18 protein-coding genes are annotated in these 15,000 nt (G+C 45.7%); 14 read left to right on the top strand and 4 right to left on the bottom strand.

Annotated features, from left to right (window positions below):
* Window positions 1-54 precede the first annotated feature (54 nt).
* Window positions 55-885 carry a hypothetical protein gene (locus tag ABDW33_RS30085; RefSeq protein WP_343693791.1) on the bottom strand — a complete coding sequence of 277 codons (831 nt, stop codon included), beginning with the start codon at window positions 883-885 and terminating at the stop codon, window positions 55-57.
* 400 nt (window positions 886-1,285) lie between these two features.
* Window positions 1,286-1,546, bottom strand: a complete 261-nt coding sequence (locus tag ABDW33_RS30080) for a hypothetical protein (protein ID WP_343693790.1) — start codon at window positions 1,544-1,546, stop codon at window positions 1,286-1,288.
* 362 nt (window positions 1,547-1,908) lie between these two features.
* Here ABDW33_RS30080 and ABDW33_RS30075 point away from each other — a divergent pair, with 362 nt between their 5' ends.
* The 6 genes from ABDW33_RS30075 to ABDW33_RS30050 are packed head-to-tail and all read left to right on the top strand — an operon-like array spanning window position 1,909 to window position 5,783.
* Window positions 1,909-2,583 (top strand): NUDIX domain-containing protein, encoded by a 675-nt coding sequence (locus tag ABDW33_RS30075; RefSeq protein ID WP_343693789.1) that lies wholly within the window; start codon window positions 1,909-1,911, stop codon window positions 2,581-2,583.
* Window positions 2,584-2,586: 3 nt separating this feature from the next.
* Window positions 2,587-2,991, top strand: a complete 405-nt coding sequence (locus tag ABDW33_RS30070; RefSeq protein ID WP_343693788.1) for an ADP-ribosylation/crystallin J1 — start codon at window positions 2,587-2,589, stop codon at window positions 2,989-2,991.
* On the top strand, window positions 2,991-3,527 hold the full coding sequence (locus ABDW33_RS30065; RefSeq protein WP_343693787.1) for an NADAR family protein: 537 nt from the start codon (window positions 2,991-2,993) through the stop codon (window positions 3,525-3,527). Before ABDW33_RS30070 ends, ABDW33_RS30065 begins: the two co-directional genes overlap by 1 nt.
* 53 nt (window positions 3,528-3,580) lie before the next feature.
* Window positions 3,581-4,114 (top strand): RNA 2'-phosphotransferase, encoded by a 534-nt coding sequence (locus tag ABDW33_RS30060; RefSeq protein WP_343693786.1) that lies wholly within the window; start codon window positions 3,581-3,583, stop codon window positions 4,112-4,114.
* Complete coding sequence (locus ABDW33_RS30055; protein ID WP_343693785.1) at window positions 4,111-5,052, top strand: ADP-ribosylglycohydrolase family protein; 942 nt, start codon at window positions 4,111-4,113, stop codon at window positions 5,050-5,052. The genes ABDW33_RS30060 and ABDW33_RS30055 overlap by 4 nt, the downstream gene beginning before the upstream one ends.
* Window positions 5,052-5,783 (top strand): metallophosphoesterase family protein, encoded by a 732-nt coding sequence (locus ABDW33_RS30050; RefSeq protein WP_343693784.1) that lies wholly within the window; start codon window positions 5,052-5,054, stop codon window positions 5,781-5,783. Before ABDW33_RS30055 ends, ABDW33_RS30050 begins: the two co-directional genes overlap by 1 nt.
* Before the next feature lie 111 nt (window positions 5,784-5,894).
* Here ABDW33_RS30050 and ABDW33_RS30045 read toward each other — a convergent pair whose 3' ends face one another.
* On the bottom strand, window positions 5,895-6,506 hold the full coding sequence (locus tag ABDW33_RS30045) for a hypothetical protein (protein ID WP_343693783.1): 612 nt from the start codon (window positions 6,504-6,506) through the stop codon (window positions 5,895-5,897).
* Window positions 6,507-6,562: 56 nt separating this feature from the next.
* Between ABDW33_RS30045 and ABDW33_RS30040 the strand changes: the two genes are divergently transcribed.
* The 8 genes from ABDW33_RS30040 (at window position 6,563) to ABDW33_RS30005 (ending at window position 14,698) form a co-directional block, all read left to right on the top strand.
* On the top strand, window positions 6,563-7,009 hold the full coding sequence (locus ABDW33_RS30040; RefSeq protein WP_343693782.1) for a DUF1572 family protein: 447 nt from the start codon (window positions 6,563-6,565) through the stop codon (window positions 7,007-7,009).
* A 226-nt stretch (window positions 7,010-7,235) separates the two neighbouring features.
* On the top strand, window positions 7,236-9,467 hold the full coding sequence (locus ABDW33_RS30035) for a T9SS type A sorting domain-containing protein (protein ID WP_343693781.1): 2,232 nt from the start codon (window positions 7,236-7,238) through the stop codon (window positions 9,465-9,467).
* A gap of 224 nt (window positions 9,468-9,691) precedes the next feature.
* Window positions 9,692-11,275: a flavin monoamine oxidase family protein gene (locus ABDW33_RS30030; protein ID WP_343693780.1), complete on the top strand. Its 1,584-nt coding sequence runs from the start codon at window positions 9,692-9,694 to the stop codon at window positions 11,273-11,275.
* Between the two features lie 12 nt (window positions 11,276-11,287).
* Window positions 11,288-12,556 carry a histidinol-phosphate transaminase gene (locus ABDW33_RS30025; protein WP_343693779.1) on the top strand — a complete coding sequence of 423 codons (1,269 nt, stop codon included), beginning with the start codon at window positions 11,288-11,290 and terminating at the stop codon, window positions 12,554-12,556.
* Window positions 12,557-12,564: 8 nt separating this feature from the next.
* Complete coding sequence (locus tag ABDW33_RS30020; RefSeq protein ID WP_343693778.1) at window positions 12,565-13,548, top strand: Hint domain-containing protein; 984 nt, start codon at window positions 12,565-12,567, stop codon at window positions 13,546-13,548.
* 204 nt (window positions 13,549-13,752) lie between these two features.
* Entirely contained in the window at window positions 13,753-14,295 is a 543-nt protein-coding gene (locus ABDW33_RS30015) for a hypothetical protein (protein WP_343693777.1), read from the top strand.
* Between the two features lie 10 nt (window positions 14,296-14,305).
* On the top strand, window positions 14,306-14,485 hold the full coding sequence (locus tag ABDW33_RS30010; RefSeq protein ID WP_343693776.1) for a hypothetical protein: 180 nt from the start codon (window positions 14,306-14,308) through the stop codon (window positions 14,483-14,485).
* 36 nt (window positions 14,486-14,521) lie between these two features.
* Window positions 14,522-14,698: a hypothetical protein gene (locus tag ABDW33_RS30005; RefSeq protein ID WP_343693775.1), complete on the top strand. Its 177-nt coding sequence runs from the start codon at window positions 14,522-14,524 to the stop codon at window positions 14,696-14,698.
* Window positions 14,699-14,789: 91 nt separating this feature from the next.
* On the opposite strand, the gene ABDW33_RS30000 is transcribed toward ABDW33_RS30005, so the two are convergent.
* A partial coding sequence (locus tag ABDW33_RS30000) for a hypothetical protein (protein ID WP_343693774.1) occupies window positions 14,790-15,000 on the bottom strand: 211 nt, incomplete at its 5' end.

Below are 15,000 nucleotides of genomic sequence, written 5' to 3'. Positions count from 1 at the left end.
ACAATCTATGCCGCAGCGCGTCATCAATTAGTTCCGGTCTTCCAACCGAACCAACTAGTTAATCCCTAATATCGCGCCACCGGCTACTTCTTCAATATTCAGCCGCTCAAATCCCTTATCCAGACTCACAAAATTTGCCCTGATATCTCTCAATACAAGTGGATCAAAACATCCGATCATATTCGGGAACTTCCTTCTCAATATATCTTCCCATCTCAGACTGGTATAAATCGTCAGCTTACTACCCGCGCTCGCTGGTACCTGCGTAATATCTCCCAATCCATAGAAACCCCTGGTAAAATAAGGCAATGCAGTACCCTGCGGTACCGACAACCTGAACTTCTCCAACGGGGCCTTCGCCAACACCTTCGTATCCACCGCATCAGGCTGCAACCTGCTGGCCGCAGTCAGGAAAGTCTTCGTCGCCAGCACTTCCTGGCTGGCAGACAACTCCGTAATGGTCAGATCTGCAAACGTCTTGCTGTCAACTTTCTGAATCAACGCGGCCGCTCTTTTAGCAATATCCAGGTAGGGAATCATGGTAGGACAAGTCTTAATCCATATCTTCCTGAAAGGCGCTTTGGTGTACCCAATCCTTACCAGGTAAGGCAAAGGAAGTGGGGTTCGACCATCGCCGAATTGGGTTTCATCGGAAAGACTTCCATAAGATGTTTTGGTGATGTAATTATTACCAGGCAGTCCATCGAAAGTAAGCAGATACGTCTCCGGTTGAAGGTCTTTCAGGATGGCGTCCATCTCATCACTGCTGGCAGTCCTGGTTACAGCTACTTCTGAATCAGGACGTAACGATGCCTGTTCTTTCTTGCAGGAAAACAATACTAGTGCAGCTACGCCAGCTACACCCGCTAATAGGTTGCGTTTCATTTTTTGGGGTTTGAGGTTTTTAAAAAACAATTGTTTACGTCACAAAAGTCTTTGAATTACCTGGTGGCCACAAGCAGAAAAACACCTGTTTTCACAACGTAGAAATACGCAAAAATATGGGGTCAACAAATCAATGGGCGATGTACTATACCATAAAGTATAGCCCAACGGGTCTATTATTCGAAATTGCTGCCTGATCAAAGAGCGACGAGCGAAGGCATAAACATCGCCCACCTGATTACTCAACTTGTCAGTAAATAAAATAAACTTATTCTAAAATTGGCACAGATATATGACGAGCTATACAGGGAAGTATAACTCCAGAAAAAAGCGGGCTAATGCCTTGCGGTATAGCCCGCCAGTATTAACTAACTAATTAATTGATAACACGCAGTAGTCATCACCTGATCCACACAATCTTCCCGGCTTTGCTAGGCTTGTAAGTGTGGGAGGAAGCGTCATAATAGTACGTACAGGTACCAAAGTGATCAAATTGACATTCATAGTCATATCCTTCTATACCTGCTTCTACATAAGTGGTGCCGTTCCAATAATACTGGGTGACCTCACGGTGATTCCGGGTGAGAGTGCTGGCAATAGCTGAACCGGTTCCTACTACAACAGCCAGTGTCATTAACGAAAGTTTTAAATTTTGCTTCATGGGTTTACATTTTGCGGGTGACAGGGTTAACAAAACTGGGTACGTACTTTAACTGATGGATGATCAAGGCCGTAAAATAATGAAACGAAGATATAATAGTCTGCTGCAACCCGGCCGCAGTTCCACACAAGATTTTTTTTTAACTTTTTATGTGTGGCATTCAGTGCTAAAACGGAAAAATATTGAGCTTCCCGGTAAAAGATATCACATTGGGCGATCCCCAAAATTTCCCTCTCAATAAGCGATTTTAGACAACTTGCACAACAGGCAGCCCCAGCCATTCCCAGGAGTACTGCATACAAAAATATTTGACATTTTAAATATACCACCCTACCTTTGCGTCAAAATAACACAAAGACCCCATGCCATCATTTAATAGCTATAAAAACCCATCGCTGGCAGCAGATCTTGTAGTATTTGGTTATCAGCACGGCAGTCTTTCTATCCTGCTCCTGAATAGGAATACAGCGCCTTTTAAAGACCAATGGGTACTGCCCGGCGCCTTCCTCCTCATGCAAGAACGGCTACGCGATACCTGCGCCCGTGTGCTGAAAACCAAACTAGGTATGGATGACCTCTACCTGGAGCAACTCTCTACCTACGATGATCCTGATCGCGATCCCAGGGGCCGCGCCATCGCCGTTGCCCACTATGCGCTTGTCAACCCCACCCGGTTGGCAATCGCCGCAGGGACCATGGCAAATGATGTGAAATGGTTCAATGTGAAAGAGTTACCACCCCTCGGCTTTGACCATGATAACATCGCCGCAGATGCACTCAAAAGTCTACAGCATAAGATCCTCCATTATCCCGTAGGCTTTGAGCTGCTCAACGATCTCTTTACCATGCCCGAACTGCATGAACTCTATGAATGCATCCTGGACATCAGGATCGACAGAAGGAATTTCCGCCGGAAAATTCTGGATGCAGCATATATTATTAACACCGGCAAAAAGAGAGAAGGTTTGCATAACCGCCACCCCGACCTCTATCAATTTAATAAGGAATTAAAAAGTATTCACCTGAGCTTTAGTTAAGATATGCAACTGTATAGACCCGTAGGCCTAAAAGAACTCCAACTCATACTGGAGAGTAATTGTACCCGCTTCCCACCCAGGTTAAGCTGGCAGCCCATCTTTTACCCGGTTTTGAACCAGACCTACGCCGAGCAGATTGCCAGGGAATGGAATACCCAGGATGAAATATCCGATTACTGCGGTATCGTCACCGCCTTCGAAATTGATGACGACTATTACCAGCAGTATACACCGCAAACGGTTGGAGACACCATTCACCAGGAACTCTGGATTCCCGCCGAAGAACTGGACACCTTCAACCATCACATCCTGCATGGTATCCAAGTCGTCAATGCATTTTTCGGAGAGCGTTTTACCTGGCCAACGACACCCGATTTACAACAGACTCTTTCAAAATTTTTACAATAATGACATACGATAACAATTGGCTCCTCGCCCAAAAACCAACCCCTGCCTTCTGCTTCTTCTGGGGCCACCAACCCTCCAAAGACGGTAGTATCACAAAATCCTGCTTCAGCCAATGGTGGTTTGCCCCCTTTATTGTCGACGGGAAAACGTACCCTACCGCCGAACACTGGATGATGGCTGGCAAAGCCACCCTGTTTGGCGATACCGACATAGAAAAACAAATCCTTGCCACCCCAGCTCCTGCTGCCGTAAAAGCACTGGGCAGAAAAGTAGCCAACTTCGATCCTGCTAAATGGGATGCTGCGAAAAGAGAAATCGTGACGCAGGGGAACTTCCATAAGTTCTCTCAGCACCCGGAACTGAAAGCATTTCTGCTCAATACAGGAAAAGACGTGATTGTAGAAGCCAGTCCGATGGATAGGATCTGGGGAATAGGTATGGGCGCCGAAAATGTAAATGCTTCACACCCTGAAAAATGGCGGGGACAAAACCTGCTCGGCTATGCACTCATGGCCGTGCGGGATATGCTTGAATAAAAGCCCCCGTAACTGTTAACAGACTTTGATAACAAAGTCAGCAAGAAATACCCATGAATCAAAAAGAAAAATCAAAATTCCTTAGTCTGATCCTCCGGCATCAACCAGAGCTCATCGGACTACAACTCGATATCAACGGCTGGGCGGATGTAGACACCCTGCTCTCCCTCGCAGCCGCGCGCGGTAAACGCATTACCAGACAGGAACTCGAAAACATCGTCGCTGAAAGTGACAAACAACGCTTTGCTTTTAATGATGATCGTTCTAAGATCAGGGCCAACCAGGGACACTCCATACAGGTCGACCTGGAACTCCCCGTCACCACGCCACCCGAGTTTCTCTTTCACGGTACCACCGGCGCATTCGTAGCCGACATTTTAAAAACCGGCATTAAAAAAATGAGCCGCCAACATGTACACCTCAGCGTCGACAAAGCCACTGCCACCAAAGTAGGCAGCCGCCGGGGCATTCCGCTCATCCTCACTATTCGTAGTGGTGATATGTACAGGGATGGCTTCCCGTTCTTCGTGTCTGCCAATGGCGTGTGGCTCACCGACCATGTTCCACCTCAATACATTTCACAATGAGTACGTATATTAAAAGCGCCCTGCTTGGCCTCGCTGTTGGCGATGCCCTGGGCGTACCTGTTGAATTTCAGTCACGCGACCAGCTCTCCCAATCTCCTGTTACCGGCATGCGGGAATTTGGTACCCATCATCAACCCGCCGGCACCTGGTCCGACGATAGCTCATTGACCTTTTGCCTCGCAGAAACTTTACTGAAAGGATATGACCTCCGGGACCTGGCTAACCGGTTTGTAAACTGGCGCTACCATGCTTACTGGACTGCACACGGTAAAGTATTTGACGTTGGGAACGCTACCAATACCGCCATTCACTTTCTTTCCCAGGGCGCACCACCTGTTACCGCCGGTGAAGATGATGAAAACAGTAATGGGAATGGCTCCCTCATGCGTATCCTTCCCCTCTTATTTTATATCAGGGACTTTGATATACATGATCGCTACTGCCATGTGAAAGATGTATCCAGTCTTACACACCGACATGTCCGCTCAATCGTCTGCTGCTTTATCTACCTGGAGATTGCAAGGCACATCCTGAAAGGCGAACAACCGCTAAATGCCTATCTCAATGCCATCACGGATGTGAATAAATATTGCAAAGAAAAAGCCCTGCTCGATCAAAAAGAACAGGACATCCTCGCACCCATTCTCTCCGGCAACCTGGTACATAAACCACTGAACGACATTCACGGTACCGGCTATGTGGTACATACACTTGAAGCTGCCATCTGGATACTGATCAATACCAGGAAGTATGCAGATGCTGTACTGACCGCAGTCAATTTGGGCAATGACACGGATACTACCGCAGCAGTGGCCGGTGGGCTCGCAGGCATGCACTACGGTTGGGAAGAAATTCCTGCAGAATGGTTAAACATTTTAGCTGGAAAGGATAGAATTGAAGAACTGATTGCTAACTTGCAGGTCAAATTCAATATCTAATGGCGCGGACGTTTGTAATTGGAGATATTCACGGTGCACTAAAAGCATTGGAACAACTGATAGGTCAACTCCTGTTGCAGCCGTCGGACAAACTTATTTTTCTGGGCGATTTTGTAGATGGATGGTCCCAATCCGCGCAGGTGATTGAATACCTGATGGTATTACAGCAACAATACGACTGCCTCATCATCAAAGGAAATCATGATGCCTGGTGTGAACGCTGGCTGAAAGGTGAAGAACCAGATCCCGTGTGGTACAGGAATGGAGGAAAGGAAACAATTGCCAGTTACCAACATCTCTCTCCTGAAAGGAGATTAGTACACCTGGAATGGTATAACCGCCTTACCCTTTATCACGTAGATGATCAGAACAGGTTATTCCTGCATGCGGGTTTCGCCAGTATGCATGGCCCGGAAAAGGAGCATTACGAAACGAACTTTTACTGGGATCGCTCCCTCTGGGAAATGGCGCTCTGCATGGACGAGCGGATCAGCAAAGACTCGAAACTTTATCCGAAAAGACTATTATTATACAAAGAGATCTTCATTGGCCATACACCTACTATAAATTATGATGTGACGATCCCCATGAACGCCTGCAATGTATGGAATGTAGATACCGGTGCTGCATTTATGGGAAGGATCTCTGCCATGAACATCGATACAAAAGAATACTGGCAGAGTGAACCGGCATACGTTTTTTATCCGGGAGAAAAAGGCAGGAATAAATAGCCCCTATCTTATTGAAATGCCCCTAAGAAGTTCAACACTTTTAGAGGCATTTTTTATTTGATACAGTTTGTAAGTTTATAATTCAGGACGCTGTTGTATCCTTGCGCCAACTTATTTTATACTCATTTCTTTCTTTACTAAGGTCAGGTGCTCATCATGCGGATCTTCCTGGTAGAAATACACAACCCCATCTTCTACCACAATCCTGTTCTGTAAATCCTCATCACTTAAATAATTACACCCGTTATACACGAGCCAGGGATCTGTAATTTGTTTCCAGCCGCTATTTGTAAACGCCCAGCTACTCATCACATAGGAGCATCCATGCAAAGGTGCCTGGTAGACTGAGATATCGTCCCGACCGTCACTATTCAAATCCCCTTCATTGATCAACCTGATTTCCCCATACCCCGTCAGCAATGGTTTAATATCCGGGTTAGAAAACCGGATCACGTACTCATCCTGCCCTTCTGCTTCCATGGCCTTTCTATAAATCACTCCGAATGCCAGATCCAGATTGCCATCTCCATTAAAATCACCTTCAATCCTGATTGTATCAGGTACCGCCTGCGGCGTCTCCGGAGGATTACCCACTGTCATCACACCGGTATCTACAACTGCTGAACGACCTGAGAGGGAGTCTGGGTGATAATTAGCATTCTCTCCCGGCGGGTTGCATGCGATCATACCCGGGATGAGGATAAAAAGAAGGCTTTTATACATGGATTTAGCTTATTCCGACAAAAGTATTAATTTCATTTTGATAATACATAATACATATGCTAGCAACAACACTGAAAACACTCTTTCGCAGAGATCTCGAAAAGTTGATAGAGGAATTGTCATTGTATAAGGATGAAAGCAAGATCTGGTATATCGAAAAGGGGATCAGTAACAGTGCAGGCAACCTTGCCTTGCACCTGGTAGGCAACCTGAATACTTACATTGGATTATACCTGGGCCATACAGGATATGTCCGTCACCGTGAGCTGGAGTTTTCACAGAAAGATATTCCACGGGCAACACTAATTAAAATGATTGAAGATACAATTGTGGTAATTGATAAAGTGATGGATGAGCTAACTGAGGAACAGGTAGCAGCCTTGTATCCCATAGAAATATTCGGTGGTCCTATATATACACAACACTTCTTGGTACACTTAAGCGGCCATTTAAATTATCATTTAGGCCAGGTGAATTATCACAGGAGGTTATTGGATTACTAATGCATATACATTGCAGCTGTATCCCCCAATATGAATGAATTTTCACCTCATACATATTGGGGGTTGCTTTTTACACCCCTATCTTTCAATGACATAGGAATCGCTTACTGCGGTCTGTCCATCACTGGAAATCCTTTACCCGCAAACGTTTGCGTAAATTTATCCGTCTCTTGCTGATCACCTGCCAAACATTTCCATGTAAATTCAGGTAAAATTCCTTTCCGTTATGAAAACACTTCTACTAGCGCTGCTATGTCTGGCAGGAGCTCACCTCTCCTATGCGCAAACCCTCTACGTTTCCCCCAGCGGATCTGCTTCGAACCCCGGCACCAGTATCAGTGCCCCTACCACACTTGCCAACGCACTGGCCTCTGTAACCGCTGGAAATACTATTTATGTAAGAGGAGGCACGTACAATTTATCTGCCTCTGTTATCATCACCGCCAGTAACAATGGCACAGCTTCCGCATACAAGAATGTTGTCGCTTATGCTGGTGAAACGCCGATATTAGATTTTTCCGGCATGGCGATCGCCGACGCCAATCGTGGTGTGATCCTGGACGGTGATTACTGGCACTGGACAGGTATTACCATCCAGGGCGCAGGTGACAATGGCATGCTGCTCGCAGGCAACAATAACATTATTGAACGCTGCATCTTCAAAGGCAACCATGACAGTGGCTTGCAATTGAGCCGCTACGTGACGTCGAATACAACACTCGCGTCCTGGCCAACCAACAACACCATCCTGAATTGTGAAGCATACGACAACCAGGATCCTGACAATGAAGATGCAGATGGATTTGCTGCAAAACTAACCTGCGGTACAGGCAATGTATTCAACGGCTGTATCTCTCACAACAACATTGACGATGGATACGACCTGTATGCAAAAGCCGACACAGGGCCTATTGGTCCGGTCACTTTGATCAACTGCCTGGCTTACGGTAATGGTACGCTGAGTAGTGGCGGTACCTCCGGCGATGGCGATAAGAATGGATTTAAATTAGGCGGGAGCGGTATCGCTGTCGCGCATATTGTACGCCGTTGCGTAGCTTTTAACAACGGGCACCATGGTTTTACAGACAACAACAATCCCGGCGCTATTGAAGTCACCAACAATACCAGTTACAACAATGCCGCTTCAAATTTCAACTTCCGCTCAGGCAGTACAGCTACTTTCAAAAATAATCTCTCCTACAATGCAGGTTCATCCGATGCCACGAATGGTACAGATGTAACCCCCACAAACGTTTGGTGGAAGAGTGGCGCCAGTTCAAACACGGGCGGCCTTGTAGTGAGCAGTGCCGACTTTCAGAGTCTCTCTCCTGCTGTAACGAAGAACAGCGATGGAAGCCCGAACCTGGGCAACTTCCTGGCACTGGCCGCCGGAAGCGACATGATTGACAAAGGAGTGACGACGACCGGCATTACCTATACAGGCTCAGCCCCTGATATTGGCGCACGTGAATCTGGTGGTAGTACCAATCCTGCTACCTATACCCTGAGTGTAACAGTAGCTCCCTCTGCCGGCGGTACAGTTACCCTGAGTCCCGGTGGCGGCGCCTATACATCCGGCACGATAGTGACGTTGACCGCCACGCCTGCCAGCGGTTATACCTTTGGTAGCTGGGGAGGGAGTGCAAGTGGTACATCTGCAACAACGACAGTAACCGTTACCGCCAACCTTTCTGTGACGGCGAACTTTAACAGCACCAGCACTGGCGGTGGCTCGACCTTACGTATTGATGATGCAGCCACTACAACCAATGGGTATTGTGGTGCTGATGGCAGCAGGCAAAGCACTTATACAGGAGCAGATGGTGGCTATTACATCAACCTGAGCAATGCTACTGGCAAAGGAGTAAACTACAGTGTGAACGTGCCCGCAGCAGGTACTTACGCATTGGTGTGGCGGTATTCAAACGGCGGTGCTACGGTGTCTACCACCGCCCGGTTACTGGTAAATGGGAGTGTAGCTGTTTCCAGCGTATCGTTCCCTAAAACAAGCAGCTGGACAGCATGGACCAAAACTACAGCTGTAACGGTACAATTAGCAGCTGGTGTAAATACCATCAGGCTGGAAACACTTTCATCAACAGAATTTGCGGTGATAGACTGGCTGGAGATCACCGGAACGAGTCCGGCAGCAGCAGCATGTGGTGCGTCTGCAAGGGTAGCACCCATAGAACATACACTGGCATATACGGCAACAAAAGTGTATCCGAATCCAACTACACACACAGCAGCGATCAGTTTCTATAACGAGCAGGCAGATAGAGTACAGATCAGGATGTATGGGTCCAATGGACAGCTGTTAAAAACGATCGTGGATAAATCATTCCCGGCAGGTAGCAATCAATTGACCGTAGATGTAAGTGATTTGCCACAGTCATGGTATTTGATAAAGGTGGAAAATTCAGCCGGCAGTCATACACTGAAATTGATAAAACAGTGATACACTGAGACTAACAAAATATCCACACACTGAAATTGATAAAGCAGTCATTTACCCACCTCGCCCTTTGCCACTCATGCAGGGGGCGAGGTTTTATTTTTATAAGAAAAGCAACACACATTATATTTTAAACGATCTGATAAATAACTATAAATCCTCCCCAATTATTATTATTTTAATACCAGTTAGGAAGTATCAGTACAATAACCCATACATCAACCAAAATGTCAATTTCAAGAAGGAAGTTCCTCACCCAAACGGGAACGATGGCGGCTGCCTACCCGGCCATGCTGGCTTTAGGAATGTTAAAAGAAGCGCCGGCACATGCTTTTTCGCTGGATGGAAGCGGAAAAGGTAAGCACATTATCATTTTAGGTGCCGGCCTTGCAGGCATGGCGGCAGCTTATGAGTTATTGAAACTTGGCTATCAATGCACCATTCTTGAAGCCCGTCAGCGGTCTGGAGGACGTGTATGGAGCATCCGGAAGGGAACTACGCATACCGAAACGGATTTACCTGTTCAGACAGCCCGATTCGATGAAGGACTTTATTTTAATGCCGGCCCTTCCCGTATCCCACATCACCATGCACTGACATTACATTATTGCCGGGAGTTACAGGTTCCTATCCAGGTGTATAATAATATCAACGAGGCCGCTTACTTCTTTGCAGAGGGGAAAGGCCCCTTATCCAATAAAAAGATCCGGGTACGGGAGATTCACAATGACCTCCGGGGATATACAGCAGAACTCCTGGCCAAAGCAATTGATCAGCACACACTCGATACGGGGCTTACAAAGGAAGATACCCAGAAGATCCTGGAATACCTGCGGGCAGAAGGAGGGCTGGACATTGATAAATTGTACAAAGCGTCTGACAGAAGAGGATACCTCGAAGGACCGGGAGCAGGGGATCTGCCCGGCAAAATAGCACCGGCACATCGCCTGGCAGATATTATCAATTCCGGTCTGGCTGATCCTGATTTCTACAATGTATCGGAATATGTATATGAACTACAGATGACCATGTTCCAGGCCATAGGTGGGAATGACCAGATCGCAAAAGCATTTGAGAAAAAGGTAGGGGCCTGTATCCATTTCGGTTGCGAAGTGACAGGTATTCACAACCAGCTGGAAGGAGTAAAGATCAGTTATAAAGACAGCAAAGGACAACGGGAGCTAATAGCTGATTATTGTATCTGTACAATTCCTACCCCCGTGCTGAGTAATGTGGACAACAACTTCTCTTCGGATGTAAGCCGGGCCATAGACTATATTCCTTATATGGTGACAGGCAAAATAGGTATGCAGTTCAGGCGAAGGTTCTGGGAAGAAGATGAACACATTTACGGAGGCATTACACATACCAACAACGAGCTGACGCAGATCTTTTACCCGTCTTATGATTATCTATCTAAGAAGGGCATCCTGCTGGGGTACTACAACTTTAATGAGAAAGCGCGGCAGACAGGGAACCTGTCTCACGCACAGCGCGAGCAATTAGCAATGGATAAAGGCAGGCTCATACATCCACAGTACGACAAGGAATTTGAACATTCATTTTCCGTGAGCTGGCATAAAACACCTTACAGTATGGGCGGATGGGCATTGTACAACAACACAACCAGACAATCACATTATAAAAGCCTTCTGCAGGCAGATAAGCGGGTGTATTTCGCGGGAGAGCATACCACCTATCTGAATGCATGGATGGCAGGAGCATTGGAATCTGCAAGAAGAACAGTGACAGATATCCATGCAAGAGTATCAGAGCAACGGATCACATATCCCATTACAACCAACATCTAAAAACGCATGATGATGCCTACTAACAACAAATCTATTAACAGGCGGGACTGGCTCAGGGCTACCGCCCTATTCACAGGAGGATTGACCATATTGCCCTCTATGCTGCAGGGACTGCAGGCAAAAGCTGCCGGCATTGCTGCCTTAAAAGATCCTGCAACTTCATCCTTACAGGATATACCTGCTGATGTCATTTCTCCAATGGGCGATTCAACAGTTGTGCGTACCACCACGGCAAGTAGCCTGCAGGCAGATGCCCTGGCAGAGCCCCGTATCCCTGGTGTATTGAAAGCACGTTTATTTGCCAATGAAAATCCTTTCGGCCCATCATCACCGGCAAAAAAAGCCATGATCGAAAGCATGGATAGCGGCTATCAATATCCGTTCATGTTACTGCGCGACCTGGAAGCAAAGATCTGTGCATACGAAGGAATCGATGCAAAGATGCTCATGACGAGTGCCGGTTCATCCCCTTTATTACTGGGTACAGCGCTTACATTACTGGGCAATGGCGGCAATATCGTCAGCGCAGATCCTACTTATGATGACCTGCCTACCCGTGGTGAAAAAATAAAAGCGACCTGGATCAAGGTACCGTTAAAATCAGATTATACCCATGACCTGGATGCCATGGAAAAAGCTATTAATGCCGACACCAAACTTGTTTATATCTGTAACCCTAACAATCCTACAGGTACAATAGTAGATACAGCTGCCTTAAAAGCTTTCTGTGAGCGGGTATCGAAGAAAGTACCTGTCTTTGTTGATGAAGCTTACATTGATTACCTCCCTGATCCGGCCGCGACTACATTAATTGACAGCGTAAAGAAAGGACAGAACATCATTATCGCGCGTACTTTCTCGAAAGTATATGGATTAGCAGGACTACGTATTGGTTATGTGATAGCACAACCAGCGATGATAGAGCGATTAGGCAATTATTCCGCAACAGGGGGATATGCATTGTCATTGCCGGCTATTACAGCGGCGCTGGCTAGTTACAATGACAAGGGGTACATAGACGAAGTGAAAAAGAAAATGGTAGCCAGTAAGCAATTCTTATATGATACACTGAAAAGTGAAGGATATACCTACATCCCTTCTTATACCAACTTTGTAATGTTCCCTTTGAAAATGGAAGGACAGCGTTTTGTAGAGGAGATGAATAAGCGGGGAGTGGGGCTCCGCAACTGGAAACTAAATAACCAGGACTGGTGCAGGATCAGCATTGGCCGGATGGATGAAATGCAGGCGTTTGCCGCTGCTTTTAAAGAATTATCTTAAACAGGAATATGCGCACATTTTTATTAACATGCAGCTGTATCATCTGGATGTATACGGCATTTGCACAATCAAGACCTATTCGTGCGGACGAATACGAAAAAGCAAAAACATTTACGGTAAAGGACCTGGACAATGACACGTATGTGAAGTTCAACAATGCTTATGTACTGGACCGGTATGAGATGAGAAAGCCGTATATCATTACGGGCGACGATGGGTTGAAAAAAAGAATGGACCTTTACCGGCTGGTATCAAAAGATAGTATGCTGGATATTGCCACAGTTATTTTCTACACCAATGAAAAGGGTACTTTATATACAGCTGTGTTACCCATGTTTAACAGCAATCCGGAGATCTGGAACAAGTACTTCGAAGATATTCATGCGATCGATAAAGTGGAGAAGAACTACGTATTGAAACTGTCTTATGTACTTTCGCGTGAATTTAGTTTTCAGTTGTACAAATCAATGAATGCCGGGAAGGACGTAAAAGCAGAGGCAGGAACCTATGGTACGGACATTTGTTTTCCGGGAGATGAAGCGGTGATGCTGGCGAATGGATCAAAGAAGTTATTAAAAGACATCGTGCCGGGCGATCAGGTAATCAGCCTGGATGCGGCGACGCATACCACCAGTGTTATGAAGGTAAAAGAGCTGGTAGTGCATCAGCCTGCGAACTATGCGATCACACAACTGCTGGCGGTCCATGTCGAAGCAGACGATACAAAGGAAGCACATGTAGTGCGGATCTCCGGGAAGGTATTACAAGCCACCCCCAATCATCCTGTACAGACGTCTGCCGGGAAGAAGCAGATAGGAGAGGTGAAAGATGGAGAAGAGTTGTTGTGTATAGATGAGAAGAGCCAACAGGTACTGACGTATGTGGTGGTGAATAAGACGGAGCAGGCGAATGGCAGGCAGGCCGTGTATAATATCGTTGGAGAAGGAGAGGGGACGTTTATGATGAATAACATGATGGTTTTGCAGAAATAATTTTCAGGTAACTGAGAGGATATAAAATCCGGTATTTACTTGCAGTAAGTACCGGATTTTTGTTATTATAATACGCGGATAATCGATTCGATAACGAGGATATTTATGTGCTGAGATATCTGGTTTTACTGTAGTTTTATTCAACCTATATTCGTTAACTTTAGATAGAGATTCCATTAAAGAAAAACCAAAAAACTCCAAAAAATGTCAACTTCATTTTACAATTTCGATTATTACATAGAAGCGAATGAAAAGCGGGAAGCGGTGATCCGGACAGAGTATGATAAAGTACTTGGGCGGGTGTCGCATATATTGATTATTTATTCGGCAGTATCCGTTTCTTTGGTGTCTGTTTGCAAGGACTTATTTAGGGTTCCGTTTAATTTATGGTATTTCATAACGATTGTTTTGTTTGGGATACCATTTTTGATTTCGTTTGTGTATGCGATACGGTTTTTGTTTCCGATTGTTCTTCCAATTCTTACCGCGCCTAAAGACTACTATGCACAGTTACGATCGGAATTGGAAGCAAGACACCCGAATAACAATAGTCTTTCAGACATTGAAAAAGAAGAGATCAATCAACAAATAAAAACTATCTATTTAGAAGAATTAGAACATGCAGTGGACAATACCATCGATCTGATTTGCCGTAAGCAAGACTATTACCATCAGTCATTGAAATACGCAATATATAGCATATTTCCATTCATAATATGTTTGGCGATTCACATCATACATCAATAAAACAATAAATATGGAAAAAGAAAAGTATCCACAAAAACACTTCCCAGGCAGTAAATATCCGGGAATAGATGATAAGGACCTGGTCAAAGTAGAAGTAGCCACCCACAATTTATGGACAGGCAAAATAACGCCGGCTAAATTTACATTTCCAGATGGGAAGGTGATCATCATCCACCCGTTAAAGAGATAGCTCTTCAGGCATTTAATATCATTTATAGAAATCAACATGGGAAAAGAAAAGTATTTACAAAAACACTTCCCGGAAAGTAAATATCCAGGCGTTGATGATAAGGACCTGGTCAAAGTAGAAGTAGCCACCCATAATTTATGGACAGGCAAAATAACGCCGGCAAAATTTACATTTCCAGATGAAAAAGTGATCGTCATTCACCCATTTGATTAAGAACACATCTGCCAATCTTCCCCTTCTACCCCTAATAAAAAAGAGCGCATTCGCCCGTAAGCCAATGCGCTCCTATAAAAAAACTACACACTTACTGCTGCAACAACGTATCCACCAGCGGCCCCACGCCACTATCTCCCACCACATTACTAAACTCCACCCGACCCGACTCCGTCAAATCTCTCCTCACATCCACCTCCCTCGCACTCTTCACAAAATCCCCCTTCTGTATAATACATATCGCCCCATACACATTATTCATACTCAACTGCACCCACACTTCCGCCCCCCTGTTCCTCAAC

It is taken from the genome of Chitinophaga sp., from assembly GCF_039596155.1.
GTDB lineage: Bacteria > Bacteroidota > Bacteroidia > Chitinophagales > Chitinophagaceae > Chitinophaga.
This window is presented reverse-complemented; position numbering and strand designations above follow the sequence as displayed.

Excerpts from the sequence above, each read along its gene's own strand:
- ABDW33_RS30085 (WP_343693791.1), bottom strand. The coding sequence starts at position 885 with ATGAAACGCAACCTATTAGCGGGTGTAGCTGGCGTAGCTGCACTAGTA.
- ABDW33_RS30080 (WP_343693790.1), bottom strand. The coding sequence starts at position 1,546 with ATGAAGCAAAATTTAAAACTTTCGTTAATGACACTGGCTGTTGTAGTA.
- ABDW33_RS30075 (WP_343693789.1), top strand. The coding sequence starts at position 1,909 with ATGCCATCATTTAATAGCTATAAAAACCCATCGCTGGCAGCAGATCTT.
- ABDW33_RS30070 (WP_343693788.1), top strand. The coding sequence starts at position 2,587 with ATGCAACTGTATAGACCCGTAGGCCTAAAAGAACTCCAACTCATACTG.
- ABDW33_RS30065 (WP_343693787.1), top strand. The coding sequence starts at position 2,991 with ATGACATACGATAACAATTGGCTCCTCGCCCAAAAACCAACCCCTGCC.
- ABDW33_RS30060 (WP_343693786.1), top strand. The coding sequence starts at position 3,581 with ATGAATCAAAAAGAAAAATCAAAATTCCTTAGTCTGATCCTCCGGCAT.
- ABDW33_RS30055 (WP_343693785.1), top strand. The coding sequence starts at position 4,111 with ATGAGTACGTATATTAAAAGCGCCCTGCTTGGCCTCGCTGTTGGCGAT.
- ABDW33_RS30050 (WP_343693784.1), top strand. The coding sequence starts at position 5,052 with ATGGCGCGGACGTTTGTAATTGGAGATATTCACGGTGCACTAAAAGCA.
- ABDW33_RS30045 (WP_343693783.1), bottom strand. The coding sequence starts at position 6,506 with ATGTATAAAAGCCTTCTTTTTATCCTCATCCCGGGTATGATCGCATGC.
- ABDW33_RS30040 (WP_343693782.1), top strand. The coding sequence starts at position 6,563 with ATGCTAGCAACAACACTGAAAACACTCTTTCGCAGAGATCTCGAAAAG.
- ABDW33_RS30035 (WP_343693781.1), top strand. The coding sequence starts at position 7,236 with ATGAAAACACTTCTACTAGCGCTGCTATGTCTGGCAGGAGCTCACCTC.
- ABDW33_RS30030 (WP_343693780.1), top strand. The coding sequence starts at position 9,692 with ATGTCAATTTCAAGAAGGAAGTTCCTCACCCAAACGGGAACGATGGCG.
- ABDW33_RS30025 (WP_343693779.1), top strand. The coding sequence starts at position 11,288 with ATGCCTACTAACAACAAATCTATTAACAGGCGGGACTGGCTCAGGGCT.
- ABDW33_RS30020 (WP_343693778.1), top strand. The coding sequence starts at position 12,565 with ATGCGCACATTTTTATTAACATGCAGCTGTATCATCTGGATGTATACG.
- ABDW33_RS30015 (WP_343693777.1), top strand. The coding sequence starts at position 13,753 with ATGTCAACTTCATTTTACAATTTCGATTATTACATAGAAGCGAATGAA.
- ABDW33_RS30010 (WP_343693776.1), top strand. The coding sequence starts at position 14,306 with ATGGAAAAAGAAAAGTATCCACAAAAACACTTCCCAGGCAGTAAATAT.
- ABDW33_RS30005 (WP_343693775.1), top strand. The coding sequence starts at position 14,522 with ATGGGAAAAGAAAAGTATTTACAAAAACACTTCCCGGAAAGTAAATAT.